A 23,820-nucleotide genomic window follows, 5' to 3' on the forward strand; every position below is an offset into this window, starting at 1 on the left:
TGAGGGTCAAGCGCCGGTCAGAGCGGGACGGTGCGACCGCAGGTGTCCCGGTCGCGTTCGGTGGAGTACAGGAAGCTGTCGGGGAACTGCTCGGCCGCCAGGGTGCGCCCCACGAGGATGACCGCCGTGCGCACGACGCCCGCCGCCCGCACCTGGTCGGCGATGCCGGCGAGGGTGCCGCGCAGCACGATCTCGTCGGGGCGGCTGGCCATGGCGACGACGGCGGCCGGGCAGTCGGGCCCGTAGTGGGGGAGCAGTTCGGCGACGACGCGGTCGGCGTGCCGGGCGGCCAGGTGGATCACGAGCAGGGCGCCGCTGCGGCCGAGGGTGGCGAGGTCCTCGCCGGGCGGCATCGGGGTGGCGCGCTGGGCGACGCGGGTGAGGACGACGGTCTGGCCGACGGTGGGCACGGTCAGCTCGCGGCCGAGCGCGGCCGCGGCCGCGGCGAAGGCGGGCACGCCGGGCACGATCTCGTACGGGATGCCGGCGGCGTCCAGGCGGCGCATCTGCTCGGCGACGGCGCTGTAGACCGACGGGTCGCCGGAGTGCAGGCGGGCGACGTCCGCTCCGGCCTCGTGCGCGCGGACGAACTCGGCCGTGATCGCGTCCAGGTCGAGGCGGGCGGTGTCGACGAGCCGGGCGTCCGGCGGGCACTCGGCGAGCAGCTCCGGCGGCACGAGGCTGCCGGCGTACAGGCACACCCCGCAGCGGGCGAGCAGCCGGGCGCCGCGCAGCGTGATGAGGTCCGCGGCGCCGGGGCCGGCCCCGATGAAGTACACGGTCATGCGGGGGACTCTCCTTCGTTCGGGGCGGACTTGACGACCGACCACTGGGTGACCGGCATCGCCTGCCGCCAGCCGGTGAAGCCGCCGACGCCGACGGCGTGGGCGACGGCCAGGCGGGTCAGGTCGCCGCCGTGGCGCCGGTACCAGGCGGCCAGGAGCGCCTCGGACTCCAGGGTGACGGTGTTGGCCACGAGCCGGCCGCCGGCGGGCAGGGCGTCCCAGCACGCCTGCAGCAGCCCGGGGGCGGTCAGGCCGCCGCCGATGAAGATGGCGTCGGGCGTGGGCAGCCCGGCGAGCGCGGCGGGGGCGGCACCGGTGACCACGCGCAGCCCCGGGACGCCGAGGGTGTCGGCGTTGCGGGTGATGCGCCCGGCGCGTACGGGGTCGCGCTCGATGCTGACGGCCCGGCAGGAGCGGTGGGCGCGCATCCATTCGACGGCGACGGAGCCGGAGCCGCCGCCGACGTCCCACAGCAGTTCGCCGGGGGCGGGAGCGAGGGCGGCGAGCGTGGCGGCCCGTACGTGACGCTTGGTCAGCTGGCCGTCGTGGGCGAAGGCGTCGTCCGGCAGGCCGGGGGTGAGCCCGAGCCGGGGCGCGCCGGGGGCGCGCCGGCACTCGACGGCCACGACGTTGAGGGCGTCGCCGGGCGGGTGGGGCCAGTCCTCGGCCGTACCGTCCGTGCGGCGCTCGCGCTCGCCGCCCAGCTGTTCGAGAACGCTCAGCCGGCTCGGCCCGAAACCGCGCTCGCACAGCAGGTGCGCCACCTCGGCGGGCGTGCCGGCGCCGGCACTGAGCAGCAGCACCCGGCGGCCGTCGTGGAGTGCCGCGGCGAGCGCGGCCAGCGGGCGGCCCACGGCGCTGACGACCTCCGTCTCCTCCAGCGGCCAGCCGAGGCGGGCGCAGGCGTGGGAGACGGAGGAGGGGTGCGGCAGCACGCGCAGCCGCTCGGTGCCGCCGAGCACTTCGGCCAGTGTGCGGCCGATGCCGAAGAACGTGGGGTCGCCGCTGGCCAGGACGCAGACCCGGCGGCCTGCATGCTCCGCCAGCAGGCCCGGGACGGCGGGGCGCAGCGGCGAGGGCCAGGCCACGCGCTCGCCGGCGCACTCGCCGGCCGGCAGCAGGTCGAGCTGCCGGGGGCCGCCGAGCAGGACCTCGGCCTCGCGCAGCGCCTGCCGTGAGAGCGGGGCCAGTCCCTCCCAGCCGTCCGCGCCGATGCCGACGACCGTCACGGGGGCGGGGGCTTGGCTCACGGCGGCGTACCTCGGAAATCCGGCGGCGATCAGGTGATCAGGGGCAGGGGAACTCTACTGACCTGCGGGGACGAGCCGAGCGGCGGGACCCTGCTGCATACAATGTGCATTTACAGAAGATTCGCAGGAGGCGGAGGCGTGGCCGTGAGGCGTTCACCGGTGGTGCTGGGTATCGAGTCGTCCTGCGACGAGACCGGCGCCGGTCTCGTCAGCGACGGGCGGCTGCTGGGCCACGCGGTCGCGTCCAGCATGGACGAGCACGCCCGCTACGGCGGCGTCGTCCCGGAGATCGCCGCACGGGCGCACGTGCACGCCGCCAACCCCGTCGTCCGGGCGGCCCTCGCCGACGCCGGGCTGACCCTGCGCGACATCGACGCCGTCGCCGTGACCACCGGCCCCGGCCTGTCCGGCGCGCTGCAGGTCGGCGTCGCCGCCGCCAAGTCCCTGGCCTACTCGCTCGACGTACCGCTGTACGGCGTGCACCACCTCGCCGGGCACGTCGCCGCCGACACCCTCGAACACGGCCCGCTGCCCAACCCCTGCATGGTGCTGATCGTCTCCGGCGGCCACACCTCCCTCCTCCTCGTACGGGACCTCGCCCGCGACCCGATCGTGCACCTGGGCGACACCCTCGACGACGCGGCCGGCGAGTGCTTCGACAAGGTCGCCCGCGTCTTCGGGCTGCCCTACCCGGGCGGCCCCGCCGTCGACCGGGCGGCCCGCGAGGGCGACCCGGGCGCCGTCGCCTTCCCCCGCCCGCTGACCGGCCCCCGCGACGACCCGTACGGCTTCTCCTTCTCCGGCCTGAAGACCGCCGCCGCGCGCTGGGCCGAGCAGCACCGCGCCGCCGGCCGGCCGCTGCCGGTGGCCGACGGCGCCGCCTCCCTGCAGGAGGCCGTCGCCGACGTCCTCACCCGCAAGGCCGTGCGCGCCTGCACCGACCACGGCGTCGGCACGCTCGTCGTGGTCGGCGGCGTGGCCGCGAACTCCCGGGTCCGGGCCCTGGCCCAGGAACGCTGCGATGCTGCGGGCATCGAGCTGCGCGTGCCGCCGCTGCGCCTGTGCACCGACAACGGCGCGATGATCGCCGCCGTCGGCGACCTGCTGGTGCGTGCCGGGGCCGAGCCCGCGCCGCTCGACGTGTCGATCGACCCGTCCGCGCCCCTGGAGTACGCCACGCTGCACCCCACCGCCGGCCACGCCCGCGCCGCCTGACGCCCCGCCTCGCACCGCACCGCCCGAAGATCCCCTGTCGAGAGCCCTGGAGGGCACCTTGCGCACCGCCGACATCCGCAGCCGCTTCCTCGACTTCTTCGCCGCGCGCGGCCACACCGTCGTCCCCAGCGCCCCGCTGCCCACGCCCGACCCGACGCTGCTGTTCGTCAACGCGGGCATGGTGCCCTTCAAGCCGTACCTCACCGGCGAGGCGGCGCCGCCGTGGCCGCGCGCGACCAGCGTGCAGAAGTGCGTGCGCACCCTCGACATCGAGGAGGTCGGCAAGACCACGCGCCACGGCTCGTTCTTCCAGATGAACGGCAACTTCTCCTTCGGCGACTACTTCAAGGAGGAGGCCATCTCCCACGCCTGGGAGCTGTCCACCTCACCCGTCGCCGACGGCGGCTACGGGCTCGACACCGAGCGCATCTGGGTCACCGTCCACCACTCCGACGACGAGGCCGCGGCGATCTGGCGGCGCGTGGCGGGGCTGCCCGAGGAGCGCATCGTGCGCCGCGGCGACGAGGACAACTTCTGGTCCATGGGCGTCCCCGGCCCCTGCGGCCCCTGCTCCGAGCTGTACTACGACCGGGGCCCGGCCTACGGGCGCGCGGGCGGCCCGGCGGTCGACGAGGACCGCTACATGGAGTTCTGGAACCTCGTCTTCATGCAGTACGAGCGCGGCGAGGGCCCCGGCAAGACCGGCTACCCGATCCTCGGCGAACTGCCCCGCCGCAACATCGACACCGGCATGGGCCTGGAACGCATGGCCACCCTGCTGCAGGACGCCGGCAGCTTCTACGAGATCGACGAGACCCGGCCCGTCCTCGACCGCGCCGCCGAGCTCACCGGCGTCCGCTACGGCGCCGACCACCGGGCCGACGTACGGCTGCGCGTGGTCGCCGACCACGTCCGTACCGCCCTGATGCTGCTCGCCGACGGCACCGCGCCCGGCAACGAGGGCCGCGGCTACGTCCTGCGCCGCATCCTGCGCCGCGCCGTGCGCTCCGTCCGCCTGCTCGGGTACGAGGACCCGGCCCTGCCCGAACTGCTGCCCGCCGCCCGCGACTGCATGACGGCCGGCTACCCCGAGGTCGCCGAGGACTTCGCCCGCATCTCCCAGCAGGCGTACGCCGAGGAGGACGCCTTCCGCGCCACGCTGCGCCAGGGCACCACCGTGCTGGACACGGCCGTGGCCGAGGTCAAGGCCGAGGGCGGCCACCTGCTGCCCGGCCCCAAGGCGTTCCTGCTGCACGACACCTACGGCTTCCCCATCGACCTCACCCTGGAGATGGCCGAGGAACAGGGCGTCGAGGTCGACCGCGAGGGCTTCACCGCCCTCATGGCCGAGCAGCGCGAGCGCGCCCGGGCCGACGCCCGGGCCCGCAAGTCCGGCGGCGCCCTCGACACCGGCGCCCTGCGCACCGTCCTCGACGCGCACGGGCCCACCGACTGGCGGGCGTACGACACGCTGACGACCGACTCCCGCGTGCTCGCCGTGCTCGGCCCCACCGGCCCGCTGCCGTCCCTGGCCGCCGGACGGATCGCCTCCGTCGTCCTCGACCGCACCCCCTTCTACGCCGAGTCCGGCGGCCAGGACAGCGACGCCGGCGCCCTGACCGGGGCATCGGTGGAAGCCGAGGTGCTCGACGTCCAGCGGCCCCTGCCGGGACTGGTGGTGCACCAGGTGCGGGTGACCTCCGGCGAACTCGTGGTGGGAGACACCGTACGGGCCGCCGTCGACCCCGAATGGCGCCTGGGCGCCCGGCAGGCCCACTCCGGCACCCACGTGCTGCACGCCGCCCTGCGCCAGGTCCTCGGCCCCACCGCCCTGCAGTCCGGCTCCTACAACCGGCCCGGCTACCTGCGCCTGGACTTCCCCTGGCGCGGCGCCCTCGGCCCCGCCGCCCGCAGCGAGATCGAGGAGGCCGCCAACCGCGCCCTGCGCCGCGACCTGCCGGTCGACGTGCGCTGGATGTCCCTGCCCGAGGCCAAGGAACTCGGCGCCCTCGCCCTCTTCGGCGAGACGTACGGGGAACGGGTACGGGTCGTGGAGATCGGCGGCGCCTGGTCCCGCGAACTGTGCGGCGGCACCCACGTCGAACACGCCGCGCAGATCGGGCTCGTCGCCCTGACGTCGGAAACCTCCGTCGGCGCCGGCATGCGCCGCCTGGAGGCCGCGGTCGGCTTCGAAGGCTTCGGCTACCTCGCCCGCGAACGCGACCTGGTCACCCGCCTCGCCGAACAGCTCCAGGCCCCCCGTGCCCAGTTGCCCGAGCGCGTCGCCGGCCTCCTGGACCGGCTCAAGGCCGCCGACCAGCGCGCCGAGGAACTGCGCCGGCGCACGGCCCTCGCCCGCGCCACGGAACTCGCCGCCGCGGCCACCGACGTGCACGGCACGCTCGTCGTCACCGCCACGACGGACGGCGACGCCCGCGCCCTGGCCCTCGCCACCCGCGACCACCTGCCCGCGCACCGGCCCGGCCTCGCGGCGATCGGCGCCACGACGGACGGCGGCCGCGCGGTCCTGGCCGTCGCCCTCAACGGCGCGGCGACGGCGGCCGGCCTGTCGGCCGCAACACTGGTGAAGTCCCTGCTGGGCGGCCGCGGCGGCGGAACGGCGGAGGTCGCCCAGGGCGGCGGCGTACCGGCGGATTCGCTCCGGACGACGCTCGACGCGCTGCCGGCGCTCCTGACGGTCCGCGGCTGACGGCCCGCGGCTGACCAGGGGCTGCCGCCCCTACGAGACGCCACCCCCGCGGCATCGGAGCGGGGGTGCCGGCGGTTCAGTCCTCAGCCGGGCGGTCGCAGATCAGATAGGGGATGCGTGCCTCGCAGGGGCCGCAGGAGTGGGCCGTCCAGGAGCAGGCCGCGCCCTCGCCGCGCCAGGTCGGATTGTCGTCGCTCTCGGGAACGTGATCGGGGCCCACGTAGTACTCCTCGGCGATCCGCACATATTCCACGGGCCCCCATGGCTGCGAACCGGCGACGTTGTCCGCCAGGACGAGCAGGAGTTTCATGGCGGCACACGGACTGGTGACCCTCCGTATGCTGCTCGGCAGGTCGAAACTTCCCCACCGGAGGTTCTTCCAGCCCTTGCGGGAGCTGGGAACCAGCTTGTCGGTGACGGTCCAGATTTTCGGGCGGTCCAGGCTCTTGAGGTGCTTCTGCTGGACCCAGGGCGTGGCCTCGACTCCGCTGGAAGCGACGAAGTGGTACTCGTGGCCGCGTATTTTGGCCTCCAGTACCCCGATCATGAATGCTTCCTGCTGCAGAGTGGTGTCCACCTCCTTCCCGTTCTTTTTCTTCTTCCGGGTGGATGTGTCCGCCCGGACCTCGAACAGGATCCGCCCCAGCGCCGTCCGAAGCGCCGGGCTCTCGGTCACCTCCGGGATTCCGTGGCTGTTCTTCCCTTTTCTGCCACGCCATTGCCCGCAGCGCGGGCAGGTGTCCATCCGGCTGCCGCCGTGCAGGAGGTTGCTCTTGAGGTCCGGGGCCTTGGGCCTCTTGGTCTTCGTGTCGGGCATGCGCCTCGTCCTGGAGTGGTCGACTGGTCCGGCAGGGGGGGCACAGTACGCGTGCGCATGCAGGTGACGGCAGTTTTCGGACGGGCCGCCGCAGGAGCGGTTTCGAGACTGTCATGGCCATGGGAAGCGACAAAGTATGGCCGGATTTCTGCGGGGTTCGGCACTGAAGAGCGGTACATCATGACAAATCGCCCGACGGGGGTCTGGCCGGATCGCCTCCGGCCATGATCGCGGAGCTGTTACCGTCCCGCCTGATTTTGTGTTTCGACACCCATGACGGCCCGTGCCCAGCGCGGCCAGAACGGTCGGGAGGGAATGCGTTGTGGCGATGACCGTCGACGAGCTCAAGGAATGGCTCACCAGTCTTTCCCCGAAATCGGAGGTGGCCCTTCCGGACGGCCTTCCCGGTGCGTTGGGCGACCTCAAGAACGCGGTCAATCCCGACGCGCTCGCCAAGTGGCTGACCGTAGGCGCCGAGCTCACGGTCACGGAAACGGACCCCGCGAACCTGCGGCTCAGCGGAACGTTTTCCCAGGACGGCCCGACGGTATCGCTGTGGTTCTTCGCCGAGAACGAGGAACCCGCCGGCGGCGACGACGTCATCGGCGTCCAGATCGCCCTGCCGCTGAGCGGAAACCCCCTTCTCGGGGCGCTGGCCGACCTCGGTCTGCGCGATCTCGTGCTGGTCTACGAGATCCGTATGTTCGACGGCGCCGCCGTCCGCAAGCTCTCCGCCCAGGCGGACGTCGCATTACCGGACGGCGACGCCCTCACCCTCACCTGCTCGGTCGATTTCGAAGCCGACCGCACGAGTTACGACTTCGTCATCGAGCCCGAGGAAGGAAAACGGCTCGACATCGCCGAGGCGTTCTTCGGCCTGTTCGGCGTCACGCCGCCGCCCGTGCTCAAGGGCATCGAGCTCGAACGCCTCGCGCTGGGCTACGACCGGGGCGCGACCCCCGGGTTCCGGGTCGAGGTCGACGCCGCCGTGCCGCTGGGGGACGTCACCGCGGACTTCGGCGTCCAGGCGACCCTGACCAAGCGGACGGGCGAGGGCGAGGCCGGCTACGAGCAGGAGTACGCCGCCCATCTCTCGCTGACCCTGCCCGCCCCCCAGGACACCGACCCCCGCGTCCTGACCTTCACCGTCGAGGACGCGCAGCACGCGGACTTCTCCGCCACCTGCCAGGACACCGAGGGTGTCACCCTCGCCGACCTGGCCGCACTGCTGGGCGTGCAGGACGCTGCGGCCGCCGACGTCCTGGCCCGGCTCGGGAGCGTCAGCAAGCTCGTCTTCGGTTACTCCGCCGCCCGTAAGGCCCTCGTGCTCGCCGCCGCAGGCGGCCAGGGCGGGAGCGGTGGCGACTCGCTCGTCTTCGTGTCGGACCAGCCGGAGCCCAAGGAGCAGAGGGTATGGGTCGTCCGCGTCGGGTTGACGCTGGAGGCCATGCTCTCGCAGGTACCGCTGCTGCACGGGCAGATACCCGACGGGCAGGACGCCGGACTGCGCGGCCTGGGGGTGCTCATCGCCTCCCGGAACCTGACCGCCGAGCGGATCGGCGAGCTCAACAAGGTGCTGTCCACGACCGACTCCACGCTGCCGGTCCTGCCGGCCGATGGGCTGGTCGAGGGCCTGGCCTTCCTCGTCGACCTCCAGCTGCCCGGACGTTCCGAGACCACCTCGCTCGTCGTGCGCGGCGGCACGGGCGGCAAGACGCCCCCCTCGCCGCAGGAGCCCCAGTCGCCCCGGCTGATCCGCGAGGACGGCAGCCCTGTCCTGGCAGCGGCGGCCTCGGCCTCCGGCAGCCTGCCCCTCGTCGCCTGGGCCGACGTCCAGCGCTCCGTCGGTCCCCTGCGCCTGCGCCGGATCGGCGCCGGCCTCGCGGGCGACACCGTCTGGGTGCTCTTCGACGCGTCCCTCGGCATGGCCGGCCTCGAACTCGGCGTCCAGGGGCTCGGCGTGGGAGTATCCCTCAAGGACGGCGGTCTGAGCTTCCGGCTCGACGGCATCAGCGTCGCCTACTCCCGCCCGCCCCTCGCGATTGCGGGCGGGCTGGTGTACAAGAGCGACGAGCGCTATGACCCGCTGGTCGAGGGCGTGCTGGCGCTGTCCGCCGAGAAGTTCGGCATCACCGCCCTCGGCGCGTACGCGCGGGACAAGAAGGACGGCGAGCCGTCCATGTTCCTGTTCGGCAAGGTGACCGGGGAGTTCGGTGGCCCGCCGCCCGTCCAGGTCACCGAGATCATGGCTGGATTCGGCTTCAACACCGATCTGCGGCTCCCCGAGGGCGACGAGGCCCTCCACTTCCCGTTCCTCAAGGACATGGACCCCAAAGAGCAGCCGTCCGCGGACGCCGACCCCATGGACGTCCTCGCCACGCTCATGGGCAGCGGCGACGACGCCTGGGTGCGGCCCCGGCCGGGACAGCTGTGGTTCGTGGCCGGACTGGGCTTCAAGGTCTTCGAGTTCCTGCAGGGGCAGGCCCTGCTCGTCCTGGAGGTCGGCGACGACTTCGCCGTCGCCGTCCTGGGCACGGCGGACGCGCGCTTCCCCAAGGACGTCGGCGTGAAGGCGTACGCGCGGGCCCGGCTCGGCATCTCCGCCAAGTACCGCCAGAGCGAACCCACCCTGAAGATAGCCGCGCAGCTCGCGCCGGGCTCGTTCCTCATCGACGAGGCGTGCGTCCTGACCGGCGGCTTCGCGCTGTACACATGGTTCGACGACGCCCACGCGGGCGACTTCGTCCTCACGCTCGGCGGCTACCACCCGGACTTCCCCGTCCCCGCCCACTACCCGACGGTGCCGAGGCTGGGCTTCAACTGGCCCGTCACCTCCGAGCTGACGATCAGCGGCGGCTCGTACTTCGCCCTCACCCCGGGCGCCGTCATGGCCGGTGGCGCGCTGGACGTGAACTTCCGCTCCGGCGACCTCCACGCCTGGCTGAAGGCCGGCGCCAACATGCTCATCGAGTGGGCCCCGTTCCACTTCGACGTCGGCATCGAGGTGAGCATCGGCGTCAGCTACACCCTCGACCTATGGCTGGTGCGCGAGACGATCAGCGTGGAGGTCGGCGCATCGCTGCGGCTGTGGGGGCCGCCGACGGCCGGTGAGGTCACCGTCCACCTGTGGTTCATCTCCTTCACCATCGCCTTCGGCGACGGCAGCGCCCAGGACGGCCGCGCGGCCACCTGGCCGGAGGTGCTGGGGCAACTGCCCGCCGCGCAGGACGCGGTGCGGCTGATGCCGACCGCCGGTCTGTCGCCCGCGCGCGCCAAGGACGCGCAGGGCAAGGAGCTGTGGGTCGTGGGCCCCGGCGCGTTCTCCTTCGCGGTCCGCACGGCCGTGCCCGTCTCCGAGCTGCGGCTCGGTACGGGCCAGGACGCCACGACCGTCACCGGCCACAAGGTCGACATCCGTCCCCGGCGCGACGACGGCAAGGGTCTCGACTCGGTCCTCACCGTCACCCTGACCAAGGACACCGGCACCGACCAGCCCGTCCTCGGCACCTGGTACGCCGGACGGGCCGCAGAGAACCGGGCGAGCCTGCCCGCCGCCCTGTGGGGCGCATACGACGGCGACCTCAAGGCCGACGGCCCGCAGTGGGTGGACGACCAGCTCATGGGCGTCGACCTGCGGCTGCCGCCGCCCGCCGAGGGCGACACACCGGGTCCGATCAAGGCGGGCGTGCTGGCGCACGACGACCGCAGGCCGGACGGGACGCTTCCGTTGCACGCGCCGGCGGCGGTCCGGCAGACCGTCGCGGCCGAGGCGGCCGTCGAGCCGATCGCGGAAATGGCCCGCATCTCGCCGCGTCTGGGCGCCGCCACCGGCGCGATGTCCGGGACGCTGATCGACCAGTCCCGCGACCGGCTGTTCGCCGCGATGGGCGACCTGGGCGTCAGCCCGGGCACCAACGGCAGGCTGGTCGCCGACGACACCCTGGTGGCGGGCGACGTCACGGCGCCGATCGCCGGTACGGTCCCGGGCGAGCCGACCGTCAGCGAGCGGCTGTACGTGCTGGGCGCCGGCCAGACGGTGACCCCGGTCGACGCCCAGGGCCTGACCGCGTACGCGCCCCTCGCCCTTCAGCATGAGGACCCCACGCACCTGGCCGTCAGCCCGGACGGCAGCCGGCTGTACGCGGTCGGCGGCTCGGAGCACATCGATGTCTTCGACACCTCGGCCGATCAGCCCGGCAAGGCGGTTGCCTTGGACGCGAGTTCCTTCGCTCTGGCGCAGAACGCGCGCGGAGCGGCGTACTCGCCCGACGGCAAGTGGGCCTACGTCACCTACCCGCAGCCGAACCAGATGGTGATCCTCGACCTGAGCGGAGAAACGGCGAAGAGGGTTCACGAGTACGGCGTGATGACGCGGGACTGGCGGCAGGCGATCCCCGCGGACGTGGCTCCGGCCCTCCCGTGGGACGAGCAACATCAGCACGTGTACATCGCCCTGCCCGCCGAGGACAGGGTCGTGAAGGTCGACGTCTCCAGCCTGGCCAACCCCACCGGGCAGGCATGGCCGTACGCCGGTCCCGCCCCGACCCGCCTGGCCGTCGACCCCAAGGGCCGCTGGCTCTACGCTCTCAACGCCGGCAGGTCCACCGTCACGGTCGTCGACGTCGACGCCACCGGCGAGGAGGCCGCCGACACCGTGGTCACGACCCTGCGCACCGGCACCGACCCCAGCGCCCTGGTCGCCTCCCCGGACGGCACCCGGCTCTACGTGGCGAGCGCCACCGCCGGCACGGTCTCCGTCTTCGACACCTCGGGCGCCTCGGCCGACAAGCCCGTGGAGGCGGGCGAGCCCCTCTGGGTCGGCCCGCAGCCGATCGCGCTCGCCGTGTCGACCGCCGGTGACCGGCTCTACGTCGCCCTGGCGAAGGACCGGACGCTCCGGGTCGTCGACGTGGCCGCCACCCCGCCCGTCCTGCTGCCCGACACGGTCACGCTCCCCGACGACCCGCTGGCGCTGGCCGTCACCCTCCCGGCCGCCGACAACTCACGAACCCAGGAAGGCGGTGCGGCGTGAGCCGGCCCGAGCACCTCTCCGACCCCGGACCCGACCCCGACCCCTCGCTGAACGTCGAGTTCCGCGACTCGCTCGTCCCGCAGATCACGGCGGGCACGTACACCCTCACGGCGTACCAGACCCTGACCAACGGCCCGGACGGCTACCTGCCGACGGCCGAGAAGCCGGTGACCCGGCACATCGACGTGCGGGCGCCCCGGTTCGCCGTGGAGCCCGAGTGGGTGCACGGCGCCTACCCGCCGCCCGGCGCCACCGGCCTGTACGACGACGTGCTGCCGCACATCACGCTCGACCGGCCCACGCTCCCCTGGGAGCGGGAGGAGCACACGGACGGCGACGGGAAGCGTCTGCCCTGGCTCGCCCTCCTGGTCTTCGGCGAGGGCGAACTGCCCGACGACCCGCACTGCCTGGGCCCGAGCCAGGACGACCAGCGCACCGTCGCCCAGCTCACCGGCCACGAGGACGGCGTCGTCCTGCCCGCCTTCGACACCAAGGCCGAGCCGATCGCGGACGACGAGCTGCAGCGCGTGTGCCGCACCGTCCTCGTGCCCCGCGCCGTCTTCCACGCCGTCGCACCCGCCCAGGACGAACTGCCGCTCCTCACCCACGTCCGGCACGTCAACACACAGCACCAGGGCGTCACCCTCACCGAGGACACCATCCGGATCGGCGACTACGCCGTCGTCACCGGCAACCGGCTGCCCAGCCCCGACGGCGGACGCTACATCGCCCACCTCGTGTCCCTGGAGGGCTGGCTGGACCGCCTGCCCAGCGGGAAGGAGGGCGAGGAGGCGTACACCGGCCCGGACGAGAGGCTGCGGCTGATCTCCCTGTGGTCCTGGTCCTTCGAGACCCTCACCGACCACGCCCCCGGCTTCGCCGCCCTCACCGAGCACTTCGTCGACACCGAGGGCAAGGACGGCAACGAGCTGCTGCTGCGCGTCCCCGTGGGCGACCTGCCGCTGTCCGGCCCCGAACAGCAGGCGGTCGCCGACCGGCTGCGCGACGGATACCTGCCCGTCTCCTGCCGTACCGAGTCGGGGCGCGCCACCTTCGGCTGGTACCGGGGGCCGTTCGTCGCGGAGCCCGTCAAGGAACAGGCCGCACAGGACCGGCGCCGGTGCGCGGCCGAGGCCCTGATCCACCTGGAGGAGTACGGCGTCTTCGACGTCTCCCTCGCCACCGCCTTCACGGCGGGCCGGGGCGTCGCCCTCGCCGACCACCAGTTCGCCGCGGCCCTGCTGCGGCTGCGCGGCAAGGTGCGCACGGCGGCCGAGCGGGCCCTGAACCCCGCACCGGCCGTCGCCGCCCGCGCCCGGATCGAGCACCTGGCCGCGGGCGGCCTCGCCGGCCACCTCCGTGAGCTCCACCGGCAGCCCGTCCTCGCCTCCGCCGCCGCGAACGCGGCCCGGCCTGCGGTCACCCCGGCGGCCGACGCGACCGCCCTGCCCGCCCTCGCCGACATCACCGTCGAGCGGCTGCGCACGGACGCCGACCTGCGCGACCGGCTGGACAAGGGCGTCGGCGACATCACCGGCGGCAGCGGCAGGCCCGAAGGCCCGGACGAGGACTTCACCGCCGTACGCGACTGGCTGCTGCGGCTGCGGAACCTCACGGGTGTCCCCTTCGCCCACCTCGTCCCCGACGCCCGCATGCTCCCGGCCGAGAGCCTGCGCTTCTTCCACGTGGACGCCGACTGGACGACCACCCTGGTCGAGGGCGCCCTGAGCGCCGGCCTCGCCCACCGCTTCGACTTCACCGGCGACGACCTGCTCTTCGGCCCCCAGGGCGCGCTGCCGGAGCCCACCGCCCCCGTCACGGGCCTGCTGCTGCGGTCCAAGCTGGTCAGCGGCTGGCCGGCACTGGAGGTCCGCCCGTACGCGAACCCCCACGCGACCGACGGCGAGACCCCGCTGCGCGTCCTGCGCCGGGAGGCGCTCGCCGAGGACGTGCTGCTCGTCCTCTTCGAGGGCGTACCGGGCCGGGTCGAGATCGCCGAGCCCCAGCAGGGCGTCCACTTCGGCATCGACGAACCGGACGACGGCCGTGCCGCCGCGCCCCTGGACGACGGCATCATCCGGCTACGGTCGGTCGACGAGGCGACCGGGCCCATCGGGCAGGAACTGCCGGGCAAGTTCTTCCCGCAGCAGCCCGGACTGCGCGACTACGTACGCGAGCCGGGGGACGGGAAACCCGACACCGTGCTCCGTATCGGCAAGCTCGCCCACGGGCTCGCCGGCGCGCTCCAGCTGCAACCGCCCCTCAGCCCCGCCCGGTTCGCCATCCAGATGATCAACGCCGCCCAGCGCCGCACCTTCACCACCGCACCCGTCACGACAGGAGACCACCGCAATGGCTGACCGAGACGACACGCTCATCGTCCCGGTGACCGTGGACGCCCTGGTGGTCAACCAGACGCTCCGCCAGCGGGACGGCCAGGGCTTCCGCCGCTGGCAGCCCAACTTCAACCTGCTGCGCCACAACCGCACCCCCGAGCCGGACCCCTTCACCAACGAAGTGCCGTGGAACGCCACGCAGGAGGGCGAGGACGACAGCGCGTACAAGCAGTACGACGGCGTGTACGTGCGCTGGGAGCTGCCCGAGGCGCTGCGCAGGGGCGCGGCCCGTACCCCGGGCGGGCGCACCGAGTTCCCGCTCGTGCCCAACCGCTGGCTGGTGGTCCGGTACGTCAAGGACCAGCCGCAGCAGCTGGCGGCCTGGGTGGTGGAGAGCGACTTCCTGCACCCGGAGAACGGCACGTCCCCCTTCGTGCACCCGTTCAAGGCGGGCGTCCAGGATCCCTCGGTCACGCCCTTCCGCTCCACGATCATCACGACGAAGGCCGGCCAGGCCATCGACATCGGTCCGGGGCCGCACGGCAAGGCGTGGAGCGAGCCGGCCGGCTCCGACGCGTCGCGCAAGGAGCTGTTCCTGACGGCGGTCGGCCCGGGCCTGATGACCTTCAGCGCCTACCAGCCGTACCACCAGAACGTCTTCTCCCTGCACGACCCGCTCACCGGCATCGACCAGGCCGACGCAGTCGACTACCAGGTCGTCGGCTGGTACTCGGACCCCGCCCAGGAGGAGCTGCGCCGCCTGCTCGCCGCGCCGGACGCGACGGCGGCGGGCGTGCTGGCCGGGCTCGGCTGGACGGTGGACGGCGGCCTGCCCGACGGCTGGAAGCCCGGCAGCACGACCTACTGCGGCCGGGTCGCCGGCGTGGCCTGGAAGCGGGACGGCGATGCCCCCGCGTCGGACCGCCCGGACAAGAGCGCTGTCACGATCGCGGTCGGCAGCAGCGCGGACGAAGCCCACACGGCCTTGACGGCCCTGGCCCACGCCGCCCTGCCCGAAGGATCCGGCAACGCCCTTGAGCACACCGACCACGCCCTGCTGCACGCGCTGAGCAGCGGCCTCACCGACACCCTGGACGGCCCGGACGGCAGGATCCGTACCGCGCAGGAGCTCCACAAGGGCTGGTTCACCCAGGTGCCCGGCGGCTACGTCTGGCGGCTCGCCGACACCGGCGGCCAGGGCAACGCCTCCGGCGACCCGAAGTCCGTCACCTGGTCCGGGGTGGCCCCCGAGCAGGAGCAGTGGCTGGCGGGGCTCAACGCTCTCCAGGCCGACCACGACAAGAAGGCGCGCGAACTCGCCTACCTCCAGCAGCGCTTGTACGCGCTGTGGTACACCCACGGACTGCCCCTCATCCCGCGCCAGTACACGCGTGAGCAGCTGCGTGCGGAGATCGACCCGGCCAACCCGCAGGGGCTCGCCGCCGAGGTGGCCAGGCGGAAGGCGGAGCTGGCGGAGGCCGAGCGCGCCGTCACCACGTACGCGGCCGGCCGGCCCGGCGGCTGTGAGCTGCGCCGGGAGGCCCTGCCTCCGTTCTGGCAGGTGACGGACCCGTCGGTGGTACTGGCCGGGACGAAGGGACACGCGGCGGCGCACGCGGCGCTGTCGGGTGGCTCGGGCGGCAAGGACGGGCTCCCGGTCCGGCTGCCCGGGCAGATCACGGGCGGCGTCCCCGTGGGCGGCAAGCTGCCCGACGCCTTCGCCGGCCTCAAGGCGGACGGGCTGCCGCCCGTCGTGGCAGCGCTTCTGGGCGAGTTCCTCGACCAGCTCGGGAAAAACGCGCTGCCGCAGTGGCGGCAGCCGTGGAAGCCGCTGCTGTACCAGTGGCAGGTCAGGCACTGGAACGTCCCCTACGGGAACTGGACGTTCGACGGCACCCGCTACCAGTGGGGCAGCGGCGACGCCGACACGAACCACCCCCTCGACGTGACCGGGCGGCGCTTCCTCGTCCCCCTGCTCCAGCAGACCCTCGGCGCCGGCCTCGACCGCCACGGCGCCGACGCCGGGGAGGCCCAGGGCCTGGACCTGCTCTCGCAGAAGCTGGACGGCCTCACCGACCGGTTCGCCGGCCGCGACAAGGCCCCCAACCTCAGCCCGCCCGGCGCGATCGGCGACCTCGTCGGCGACGCCCGTGACCACCTCGCGCACAGGGGCCCCCTTCCGGTGCCGTTCGAGGGCTGGCTGCCGTCCGGGTTCTCCCGGATCCGCGCCGGGCAGTTCGCCATGGCGGCGCTGAGCATCGTCGACGAGTTCGGCCAGAGCCTGGACGTCCTGCTGCCCGGCGACGCCGACTACCTCCACCCCGTCGTGGGCGACAGCCTGCTGCCCGGCGAGAAGCGCGCGGAGGCGGAGCTCAAGGACCGCTTCGTCCAGCTGCCGCCGCGCCTCCTCCAGCCCGCCCGGCTGCGCTTCGACTTCGTCGACGAACGGCAGGACGACAAGCTCGTCGAGCTGGAGGCCGGCACCACCCCGGTGTGCGCCTGGATCATCCCCGGCTACGTGGACCGCTCGCTGCTCTGCTACGCGCCCGACGGCACCCCGCTGGGCGAGCTGCGGCTGAAGCTGCGCGCCGACGCGTCCTCGCCCGACGGGGTCACCACCGTCCTCGGCTGGGACGCGCTGCCGGACTCCTCCGTCCGGACCCTCGACGACCTGGCCACCGTGCGGCCCCAGTTGTACGCGTTCCTGCGGGAGCTCGTCGCCCAGGGCCCCGGCGCGTTCGCCGACCTGCTCTCCACCGTCGACCGGGCGCTGACCGGCATCGACCCGGGCAACCCGTACGGCGACGAGGTGCTCGGCGCGCTCCTCGGCCGGCCGCTCGCCCTCGTTCGCGCCCGCCTCGGCTTCGAACTGGACGGGCCGCCGGTCGCCGACCCGGGCTGGCAGTACGCGCTCGACTGGCGTACCCCGCTGGAGTGGGACCGGACCGGGAGGACCGGGCAGGACGTACCCGAGCAGATCGCGCACGTGGCCTACCGGTGGCCGGTCCGGCTCGGCAACGCCGGTCAGCAGGGCGACGGCCTGATCGGCTACTTCACCGGGACCGACTACTCGGCGTTCCACGCCGTGGCCACGCCGGACACCCGGACGCCGACCGGTTACGTGAGCGAGATCGGCGAGGCGAACTGGCCGCGCCTGGCGGCCGATTCCAAGGAGCACACCCACCTGACGCTGCTGCTCGACCCCCGGGCCGCCGTCCACGCCACGACCGATCTGCTGCCCGTCACCGACCTGCGCCTGCCGACGCGCTTCACGCGCAACGCGATGGCGGCGCTGAAGCCGGCCCTGCGGCTGAGCCCGGTGCTGACCACGACCCGCAAGCTGCCGGCCACCGCACACACGCCCGAGCCGCTGGCCCTGCCGTTCCCCGCGTCCCCGCAGGGCACGTGGGACTGGGCGGAACTGGACCTCCCCGACACGGAGACCACCGCCCACTGGGAGCACCGGCCGATCGTCCAGGCCGACCAGCACGCCCGCCTGGACGAGGACGGCCCGGTCGTCCGCACCGGCTTCCTGCGCCTGACCAACCCCTTCGACGGCGGTGCCGCCCAGTGACCTCTTCCCCGAAAGGAACCCCGCCCGTGACCGACCCGGCCCCCCTCGGCCAGCCGCTGCTGGACTACGCCGTCATCACCGAGCCGTTCCCGCTGTACGCGGCGACCGAAGGCGCCCCGCCCACGACGCTGCACATCGTCGTCTCCAACGGCGGCGCCGAATCCGTCTACTGCCGCGAGATCGTCTTCTCCCTCCCGCACGGCGACCTCGCCCAGAGCCTGGTGGACGGCGACAAGGACGGCGAGGGCAGCGCCACCGGCTGGACCGTGGAGCAGCTCCAGGAAGGCGCGGACATCGCCCTGCCGAAGGGCGACTACGAGCACTTCCGCGCCACGCACCAGGACGAGAATGCGGCGGTGGACCGCTCCGGCATCACCATCACCCTCAAGAACCTGCACATCAGCAAGGAGCCGGGCACGGCGCGGATCGAGATCCGCGAGACGGCGACGACGAAGCTGGGCGACTGGCCGGTGAGCCCGGGCTACACGACGTGCGCGCTCACGAAGTTCCCGGCGCCGGAGATCCCCGTCCAGATCGTCAACGACTTCCGTGCGGACAAGCCGGAGGCGGCGTCGGGCGGCGACGTCCACCTCACATGGCGCGGCCCGACGACGCTCGACTACACGATCTCGTACGGCTCGGGCGCGAAGCCGGCCGACCAGCAGAAGGACACCATCCGTGACCTGGAGTGGAAGGGCACGGTCACCCGTGACACCACCTTCTACCTGACGTACGTCGTCAACCAGGCCACGCACTGCCTGACGACGACGGTGACGGTGCCGGACCCGCAGCTCACCGGGCTGACGGTGACCGGTGCGGCCACGGTGAAGGGCACGCTGACGGTCGAGGGCGACGCGGACGTCACCGGCACCGTCGAGGCCACCGAGGACATCACGACGCGGAAGCACTTCCTCGACCCCAAGGGAACCCCGCTGCGAGGGGAACTGGCATGACGGGACGGTTCGTGGTCAAGGGGCGCATCACCGCCTCGGGAGACATCGGCACCACCGGCGGTCACTACAAGATCATCAACCCTGCGGGCAGCCAGGACTTCACGTACACGGGCAGCGACGAGGACCAGTCCTTCGTCGTCCCGGACGACGTCACCATCCTCGACCTGCACGTGCAGGGTGCCTCGGGCCGGGACGCCGGCGGCGCGAGCGGCGGCAAGGGCGCCGACATCGCGGCGCTTCTCTACGTGAACCCGGGCGACCGGCTCACCGTCCGGATCGCCCGCGACGGCGCTTCGGGTGCGGCGGCGAAGGTTTCCTACGGGGGCGCCCTGATCGTGGGGGCGGGCAGCGGGGGAGACGCGGGTGAGGCCGGTGGCAGCGGCAGCGGCGGTGCCGACGGCGGCACGGGTGGCGCGGGCAACGGCAGCGGTGCGGAGCGGTCGAGCGGGGGATCCGGAGGCTCCGGGGGCGGCGGAGGGTCGGGCGGCGCCGGGGGTGACGCCGGCCTGGTGCAGCCTGATGGCGGGACAGCGGCAGGCGCCTCCGGTTCCTCGGGCGGTCAGGGCTCCGGCGGCGGCAAGGGCGGAGGCGGCGGCAAGGGCTGGGGCTACTTCGGCCAGAGTGCGGGCAGCGGCGGTGATGGTGGCCACGCGGGAACCCCTGGCGGTGCCGGCTCCGGCGGCAGTGGAGAGCACAGCGGTGGCAGCGGCTCGGGGCAGTCGGGCGGCTCGGGAGGGGCACCCAAGACGTCGGACGGCGACACCAACCGTGGTGGCTACGGCGGCACGGGCGGTGACGGCGGTTCCGGTGGCCGTGGAGGCACGGGCGGTGCGAACGGGAGTGGTGAGGCCCGCGCGACCGATGGCGGTTCGGGTACGGCCGGTTACGGCGGTGGTGGCGGAGGCGGCGGAGAGTCGGGCACGGGGTTCGGCTGGTCCTATGCCGGCGGTGGTGGCGGAGGAGGCGGCGGCGGTGGCGCCGGCGGCCAGGGTGGACAGGGCGGCCAGGGCGGCGACAGCTACTTCGATGCTGCCAAAGCCACACTGATGTCCGCGAGCGCGGACCACTCCGGTGACGCACGCGTCACCATCGCGTGGGGCAACCACACGTTCCCCGCATGAACCACGAGGCCGGGGCCCGTCGTTCTCGACGACGGGCCCCGGCCTCGTGCACGTCAGCCCTCCCGCACGGCCCCGAGCGGGGCAGGCTGCCCGGCCCCGGGAACTGACGGGTCGGTGCCGAACGTCGCCGGAGGTGGACACTTCGAACCGGGGCCCCGCCTACCCCTCCGGGTACCGCCGCGGCGTCCAGACGATCTCCTCCGTGCCGTCCGCACCGCGCCGTACCCGCCGCGTCTGCGTCGAGCCCACGATCAGGAGCGTGCGCATGTCGACCTGCGCCGGGTCGAGCTCTCCGAGGGAGACGATGCGGACGCGTTCCGTCGGGCCGCCCACGTCGCGGGCCATGACCACCGGGGTGTCGGGTGAGCGGTGTTCCAGGAGCAGGTCGCGGGCCTTGCCCACCTGCCACACGCGGCTGCGCGAGCCGGGGTTGTACAGCGCCAGCACCAGGTCCGCGGCGGCCGCGGCGTGCAGGCGCTGGGCGATGACCTCCCACGGCTTGAGGCGGTCGGAGAGGGAGACGACCGCGTAGTCGTGGCCGAGCGGGGCGCCGGCGCGGGAGGCCGCGGCGTGGGCCGCGGTCATGCCGGGGACGACGCGGACGGGCACGTCACGGTAGGGGCCCTCGCAGGCCACCTCCAGGACGGCCGTCGCCATCGCGAAGACGCCCGGGTCGCCGGAGGAGACCACGGCCACCCGCCGGCCCTGCCGGGCGAGGTCGAGGGCGAACTCGGCGCGCTCGGACTCGACCTTGTTGTCGGAGGCGTGGCGCTGCTGCCCCGGGCGCACCGGCACCCGGTCCACGTACGTGCTGTAGCCGACGATGTCCTGCGCGGCCGCCAGTGCGCCGCGTGCCTCCGGGGTGAGCCACAGGGGGCCCGCCGGGCCGAGGCCGACGACGACCACCTCGCCCACCTCGCCGCCGTCCGCGACGGGGGGCGCGTCCACGCGGCTCGGCAGCACCGCCACCGAGAAGTACGGCACCGACTGCGGGTCGACGTCGGCCAGGTGGCCGGTGCGCTCGCCGGGCATCGTGGCCCGCTCCACGTACCGGGCCTCCGCCAGCCGGCCGGAGCGCTCCAGCGCGCCGCGCACGGTCGGGAAGGTGCGGCCGAGCTTCATCACCACGGCCGAGTCGGTGGCGGCCAGGCGTGCCGTCAGTTCCTCCTCGGGCAGCGTGCCCGGCAGGATCGTCAGCACCTCCTCGCCCTCCACCAGCGGCTCGCCCAGGCGGGCCGCCGCCGCGCTGACGGAGGTGACGCCGGGCACCACCTCGGTCGGGTAGCGGTCGGCGAGGCGCTTGTGCATGTGCATGTACGAGCTGTAGAACATCGGGTCGCCCTCGGCGAGGACGGCCACGGTGCGCCCGGCGTCGAGGTGGGCGGCCAGCCGGGCCGCGGCCTCCTCGTAGAACTCCTCCATCGCGCCCCGGTAGCCGCCGGGGTGGTCGGTGGTCCCGGTCGTCACCGGGTAGACCAGCGGCTCCTCGATGTGGCCGGGGCGCAGGTGGCGTTCGGCGATGGAGCGGGCGATGCTGCGACCGTGCCGGGCGCTGTGGTACGCCACCACGTCCGCCTCGGTGATGCATTCGACGGCCCGCAGGGTCATCAGCGAGGGGTCGCCCGGGCCGAGCCCCACCCCGTAGAGCCGGCCGGTCGTGCTGGGCTTCTCGCTCACTCTTCCTCGCTCGCTATCGCATTGATCGCGGCCGCGGCCATGGCGCTGCCGCCGCGCCGCCCCCGCACCACCAGGTACTCCAGCCCCAGTTCGTTCGCGGCCAGGGCGTCCTTGGACTCCGCCGCGCCGATGAAGCCGACCGGAATGCCCAGCACCGCCGCCGGGCGCGGCGCGCCCTCGGCCACCATCTCCAGCAGCCGGAACAGGGCCGTCGGCGCGTTGCCGACGGCCACCACCGCGCCGCCGAGCTTCTCGCGCCACAGCTCCAGCGCGGCCGCACTGCGCGTGGTGCCCATGCGGGCGGCGAGACCGGGCACGGCCGGGTCGGTCAGGGTGCACAGCACCTCGTTGTCCGCCGGGAGCCGCTTGCGGGTGACGCCGGAGGCGACCATGTTGGCGTCGCACAGGATCGGTGCACCGGCGCACAGCGCCTCGCGCGCCTTCGCCACCACCTGCGGGGAGTAGGAGAGGTCGCGGACGAGATCGGTCATCCCGCAGGCGTGGATCATGCGGACCGCGACCCGGGCGACGTCCGTCGGCAGTCCGCCGAGGTCCGCCTCGGCACGGATGGTGGCGAAGGACTGGCGGTAGATGGACGCGCCGTCCTTGTCGTAGTCGAACACTGTGCCCTCGTTGCCCTCGTTCATGTCGTGGTACGGGCCGCCGCCACCGCGCCGGCCAGTTCTGCCGCCGTCACCGTCACCGACGGTGCCTCCCGCAGGCCGTCGCGCACGGTGACCCGGTAGGACCCCTCGCCCGTCGCCAGCACGTCGACCCAGCGGCCACCGGGGTGCCCGCAGCGCCGTTCGCACCCGGACCAGTACACCGGCAACACCCCCGGGCCACCAGGGCGTACGGACGCGAGCGCGGCGGCCGCGTCGGCGCGCACGTCGGCGAGCGCCTTCGCACAGCCCGGGCGGCCCGCGCAGGCCCCCGCACCGTGCCAGGCGGACGCCGCGGACGTGACCAGCCCGGCCTCCTGCGCCAGGGCGGCCGGCGGCTGCGGATCCGCCCCCGGCGCGAGGCCCGGGACGATGACGCCGCGCCAGGGTGTCACACGCAGCCCGCCGTCGCCGTACCGGTCGGCGATGCCGGCCAGCGACCGCCACTGGGCGGTGGTCAGCCGGCCCAGCGGGGCGGCCACCGACAGGGCCGGCCGGCCGCCGGGGCCGGGGAGCACGCCCGGCCCGGGCGGGGGAGCGGGGGCGACGGCGACGGTGACGGGCCGGGACGGGATGCCGGCGGCGTCCAGACGCCGGGCCAAGTCGCCGGGTGCGGGCCGGTGTTCGGCCGGCAGCTCGCGCAGCCGCCAGGCGCGCGTACCGCTCGCGCGCTGCGCGGCGAGGAACCCGGCGGCCGCGAGGGCCGCGGCCCGCGGGGCGTCCCGGTCGGCGATGTGGAGACCGGGTCCGGCGGGGCCGTGGCAGAGCAGGGCGCCGTCGGCGCTTGCGATCAACGTCACATCGGGGGAGAGGGCGACGATGTCGCCGCGCCCGTCGTCCAGACCGAAGAGGAAACGGCCGGAGAGGCCGGAGAGGTCCGGTTCGCCCGAGCACAGGAGGTGGTCCAGTTCCCGGACCCACTGCTGTACGCGGCCGTCGCCGAGAGGGGAGGCGGCGATGTTGCGGATGCGGTCGTGACGGTCGGAGGGCAGCAGGCCCGCGGCGCGCAGCCGGGCGGCCAGGTCGGCGCCGCAGGTCTCCGCGAGGCCGCGCACCTGGACGTTGCCGCGGGAGGTGAGGTCGAGGTGGCCGTCCCCCAGCGCCTCGGCGGCGTCCGCCAGCGCGGCGGCCTGGTGCGCCGTCAGCAGCCCGCCCGGCAGCCGGACGCGCGCCAGCGCGCCGTCGTCCGCGACGTGCAGGCGCAGCGCACCGGGACAGGCGTCGTCGCGGTCACGGTCGGGTCGGGCGGGCATGCGGCGAGCATACCGACCGGCACCGCCTGCGGCGGGCCTGGCCCCAACCCCGCCCGTTCACCGTTTCCGAGTGGGGCCTGCGGCCCCCTCGCACCCCCGCTCGACCGTGCTGCCGCGCGGTGGCCTCGAACTTCCCCAGCTACCGCTGGGAGGTGCCTCCGGGCGGGCTGATTTCAGCCCGGCCGGCGTTTGAGGCCAAGCGGGGTTTCGAAGGGGCGGCAGCCCCTTCGGAAACGGTGAAAGGGTGGGGGTGGGGCCAGGCCCGCCGCAGGCGCACCCCGCATGGCTACTATGGCTGCGCCAGCGACGGCGACAGGGGAGGAAGCCGGTGCGATTCCGGCACGGTCCCGCCACTGTGACCACGAAGTCGAGCACTTCGTGGGAAGTCAGGAACTCCTGCCGTCCTCCCACCGCCCGGGGCGCGGACCCCGAGGA

13 protein-coding genes and 1 riboswitch are annotated in these 23,820 nt (G+C 73.9%); of the genes, 7 read left to right on the plus strand and 6 right to left on the minus strand.

Annotation, left to right across the window (positions count from 1 at the left end):
- Positions 1–17: 17 nt before the first annotated feature.
- Both cobM and cbiE read right to left on the minus strand, forming a co-directional pair.
- Complete coding sequence (gene cobM, locus ABD361_RS17480) at positions 18–785, minus strand: precorrin-4 C(11)-methyltransferase (RefSeq protein WP_344436280.1); 768 nt, start codon at positions 783–785, stop codon at positions 18–20.
- On the minus strand, positions 782–2,035 hold the full coding sequence (gene cbiE / locus ABD361_RS17485; protein ID WP_344436281.1) for a precorrin-6y C5,15-methyltransferase (decarboxylating) subunit CbiE: 1,254 nt from the start codon (positions 2,033–2,035) through the stop codon (positions 782–784). The genes cobM and cbiE overlap by 4 nt, the downstream gene beginning before the upstream one ends.
- A gap of 159 nt (positions 2,036–2,194) precedes the next feature.
- On the opposite strand from cbiE, the gene tsaD reads away from it, so the two are divergent.
- Together tsaD and alaS are read left to right on the plus strand one after the other, a co-directional pair.
- Positions 2,195–3,250 (plus strand): tRNA (adenosine(37)-N6)-threonylcarbamoyltransferase complex transferase subunit TsaD, encoded by a 1,056-nt coding sequence (gene tsaD / locus ABD361_RS17490; protein ID WP_344436443.1) that lies wholly within the window; start codon positions 2,195–2,197, stop codon positions 3,248–3,250.
- Positions 3,251–3,308: 58 nt separating this feature from the next.
- Complete coding sequence (gene alaS / locus ABD361_RS17495; RefSeq protein ID WP_344436282.1) at positions 3,309–5,960, plus strand: alanine--tRNA ligase; 2,652 nt, start codon at positions 3,309–3,311, stop codon at positions 5,958–5,960.
- A gap of 76 nt (positions 5,961–6,036) precedes the next feature.
- On the opposite strand, the gene ABD361_RS17500 is transcribed toward alaS, so the two are convergent.
- A complete protein-coding gene (locus tag ABD361_RS17500) occupies positions 6,037–6,777 on the minus strand; it encodes a hypothetical protein (protein ID WP_344436283.1) in 741 nt (246 codons plus the stop codon).
- Positions 6,778–7,105: 328 nt separating this feature from the next.
- Between ABD361_RS17500 and ABD361_RS17505 the strand changes: the two genes are divergently transcribed.
- Genes ABD361_RS17505 through ABD361_RS17525 form a run of 5 tightly spaced genes read left to right on the plus strand, consistent with a single transcriptional unit; the run spans position 7,106 to position 19,793 of the window.
- On the plus strand, positions 7,106–11,809 hold the full coding sequence (locus ABD361_RS17505; RefSeq protein ID WP_344436444.1) for a DUF6603 domain-containing protein: 4,704 nt from the start codon (positions 7,106–7,108) through the stop codon (positions 11,807–11,809).
- A complete protein-coding gene (locus ABD361_RS17510; RefSeq protein WP_344436284.1) occupies positions 11,806–14,169 on the plus strand; it encodes a hypothetical protein in 2,364 nt (787 codons plus the stop codon). Before ABD361_RS17505 ends, ABD361_RS17510 begins: the two co-directional genes overlap by 4 nt.
- On the plus strand, positions 14,162–17,719 hold the full coding sequence (locus tag ABD361_RS17515) for a hypothetical protein (RefSeq protein WP_344436285.1): 3,558 nt from the start codon (positions 14,162–14,164) through the stop codon (positions 17,717–17,719). Before ABD361_RS17510 ends, ABD361_RS17515 begins: the two co-directional genes overlap by 8 nt.
- 26 nt (positions 17,720–17,745) lie before the next feature.
- A complete protein-coding gene (locus ABD361_RS17520) occupies positions 17,746–18,672 on the plus strand; it encodes a hypothetical protein (protein ID WP_344436286.1) in 927 nt (308 codons plus the stop codon).
- Complete coding sequence (locus tag ABD361_RS17525) at positions 18,669–19,793, plus strand: hypothetical protein (protein WP_344436287.1); 1,125 nt, start codon at positions 18,669–18,671, stop codon at positions 19,791–19,793. The genes ABD361_RS17520 and ABD361_RS17525 overlap by 4 nt, the downstream gene beginning before the upstream one ends.
- A gap of 159 nt (positions 19,794–19,952) precedes the next feature.
- Here ABD361_RS17525 and ABD361_RS17530 read toward each other — a convergent pair whose 3' ends face one another.
- The 3 genes from ABD361_RS17530 to ABD361_RS17540 are packed head-to-tail and all read right to left on the minus strand — an operon-like array spanning position 19,953 to position 23,385.
- Positions 19,953–21,470, minus strand: coding sequence for a precorrin-2 C(20)-methyltransferase (locus tag ABD361_RS17530; protein WP_344436288.1), 1,518 nt, complete (start codon positions 21,468–21,470; stop codon positions 19,953–19,955).
- Positions 21,467–22,117, minus strand: coding sequence for a precorrin-8X methylmutase (locus tag ABD361_RS17535; RefSeq protein ID WP_344436290.1), 651 nt, complete (start codon positions 22,115–22,117; stop codon positions 21,467–21,469). Before ABD361_RS17535 ends, ABD361_RS17530 begins: the two co-directional genes overlap by 4 nt.
- Positions 22,114–23,385, minus strand: a complete 1,272-nt coding sequence (locus tag ABD361_RS17540) for a cobalamin biosynthesis protein CobG (RefSeq protein ID WP_344436292.1) — start codon at positions 23,383–23,385, stop codon at positions 22,114–22,116. The genes ABD361_RS17535 and ABD361_RS17540 overlap by 4 nt, the downstream gene beginning before the upstream one ends.
- A 275-nt stretch (positions 23,386–23,660) precedes the next feature.
- A riboswitch (cobalamin riboswitch) is annotated at positions 23,661–23,803 on the plus strand.
- Positions 23,804–23,820: the final 17 nt, after the last annotated feature.

It is taken from the genome of Streptomyces luteosporeus, from assembly GCF_039532865.1.
Classification (GTDB): domain Bacteria; phylum Actinomycetota; class Actinomycetes; order Streptomycetales; family Streptomycetaceae; genus Streptomyces; species Streptomyces luteosporeus.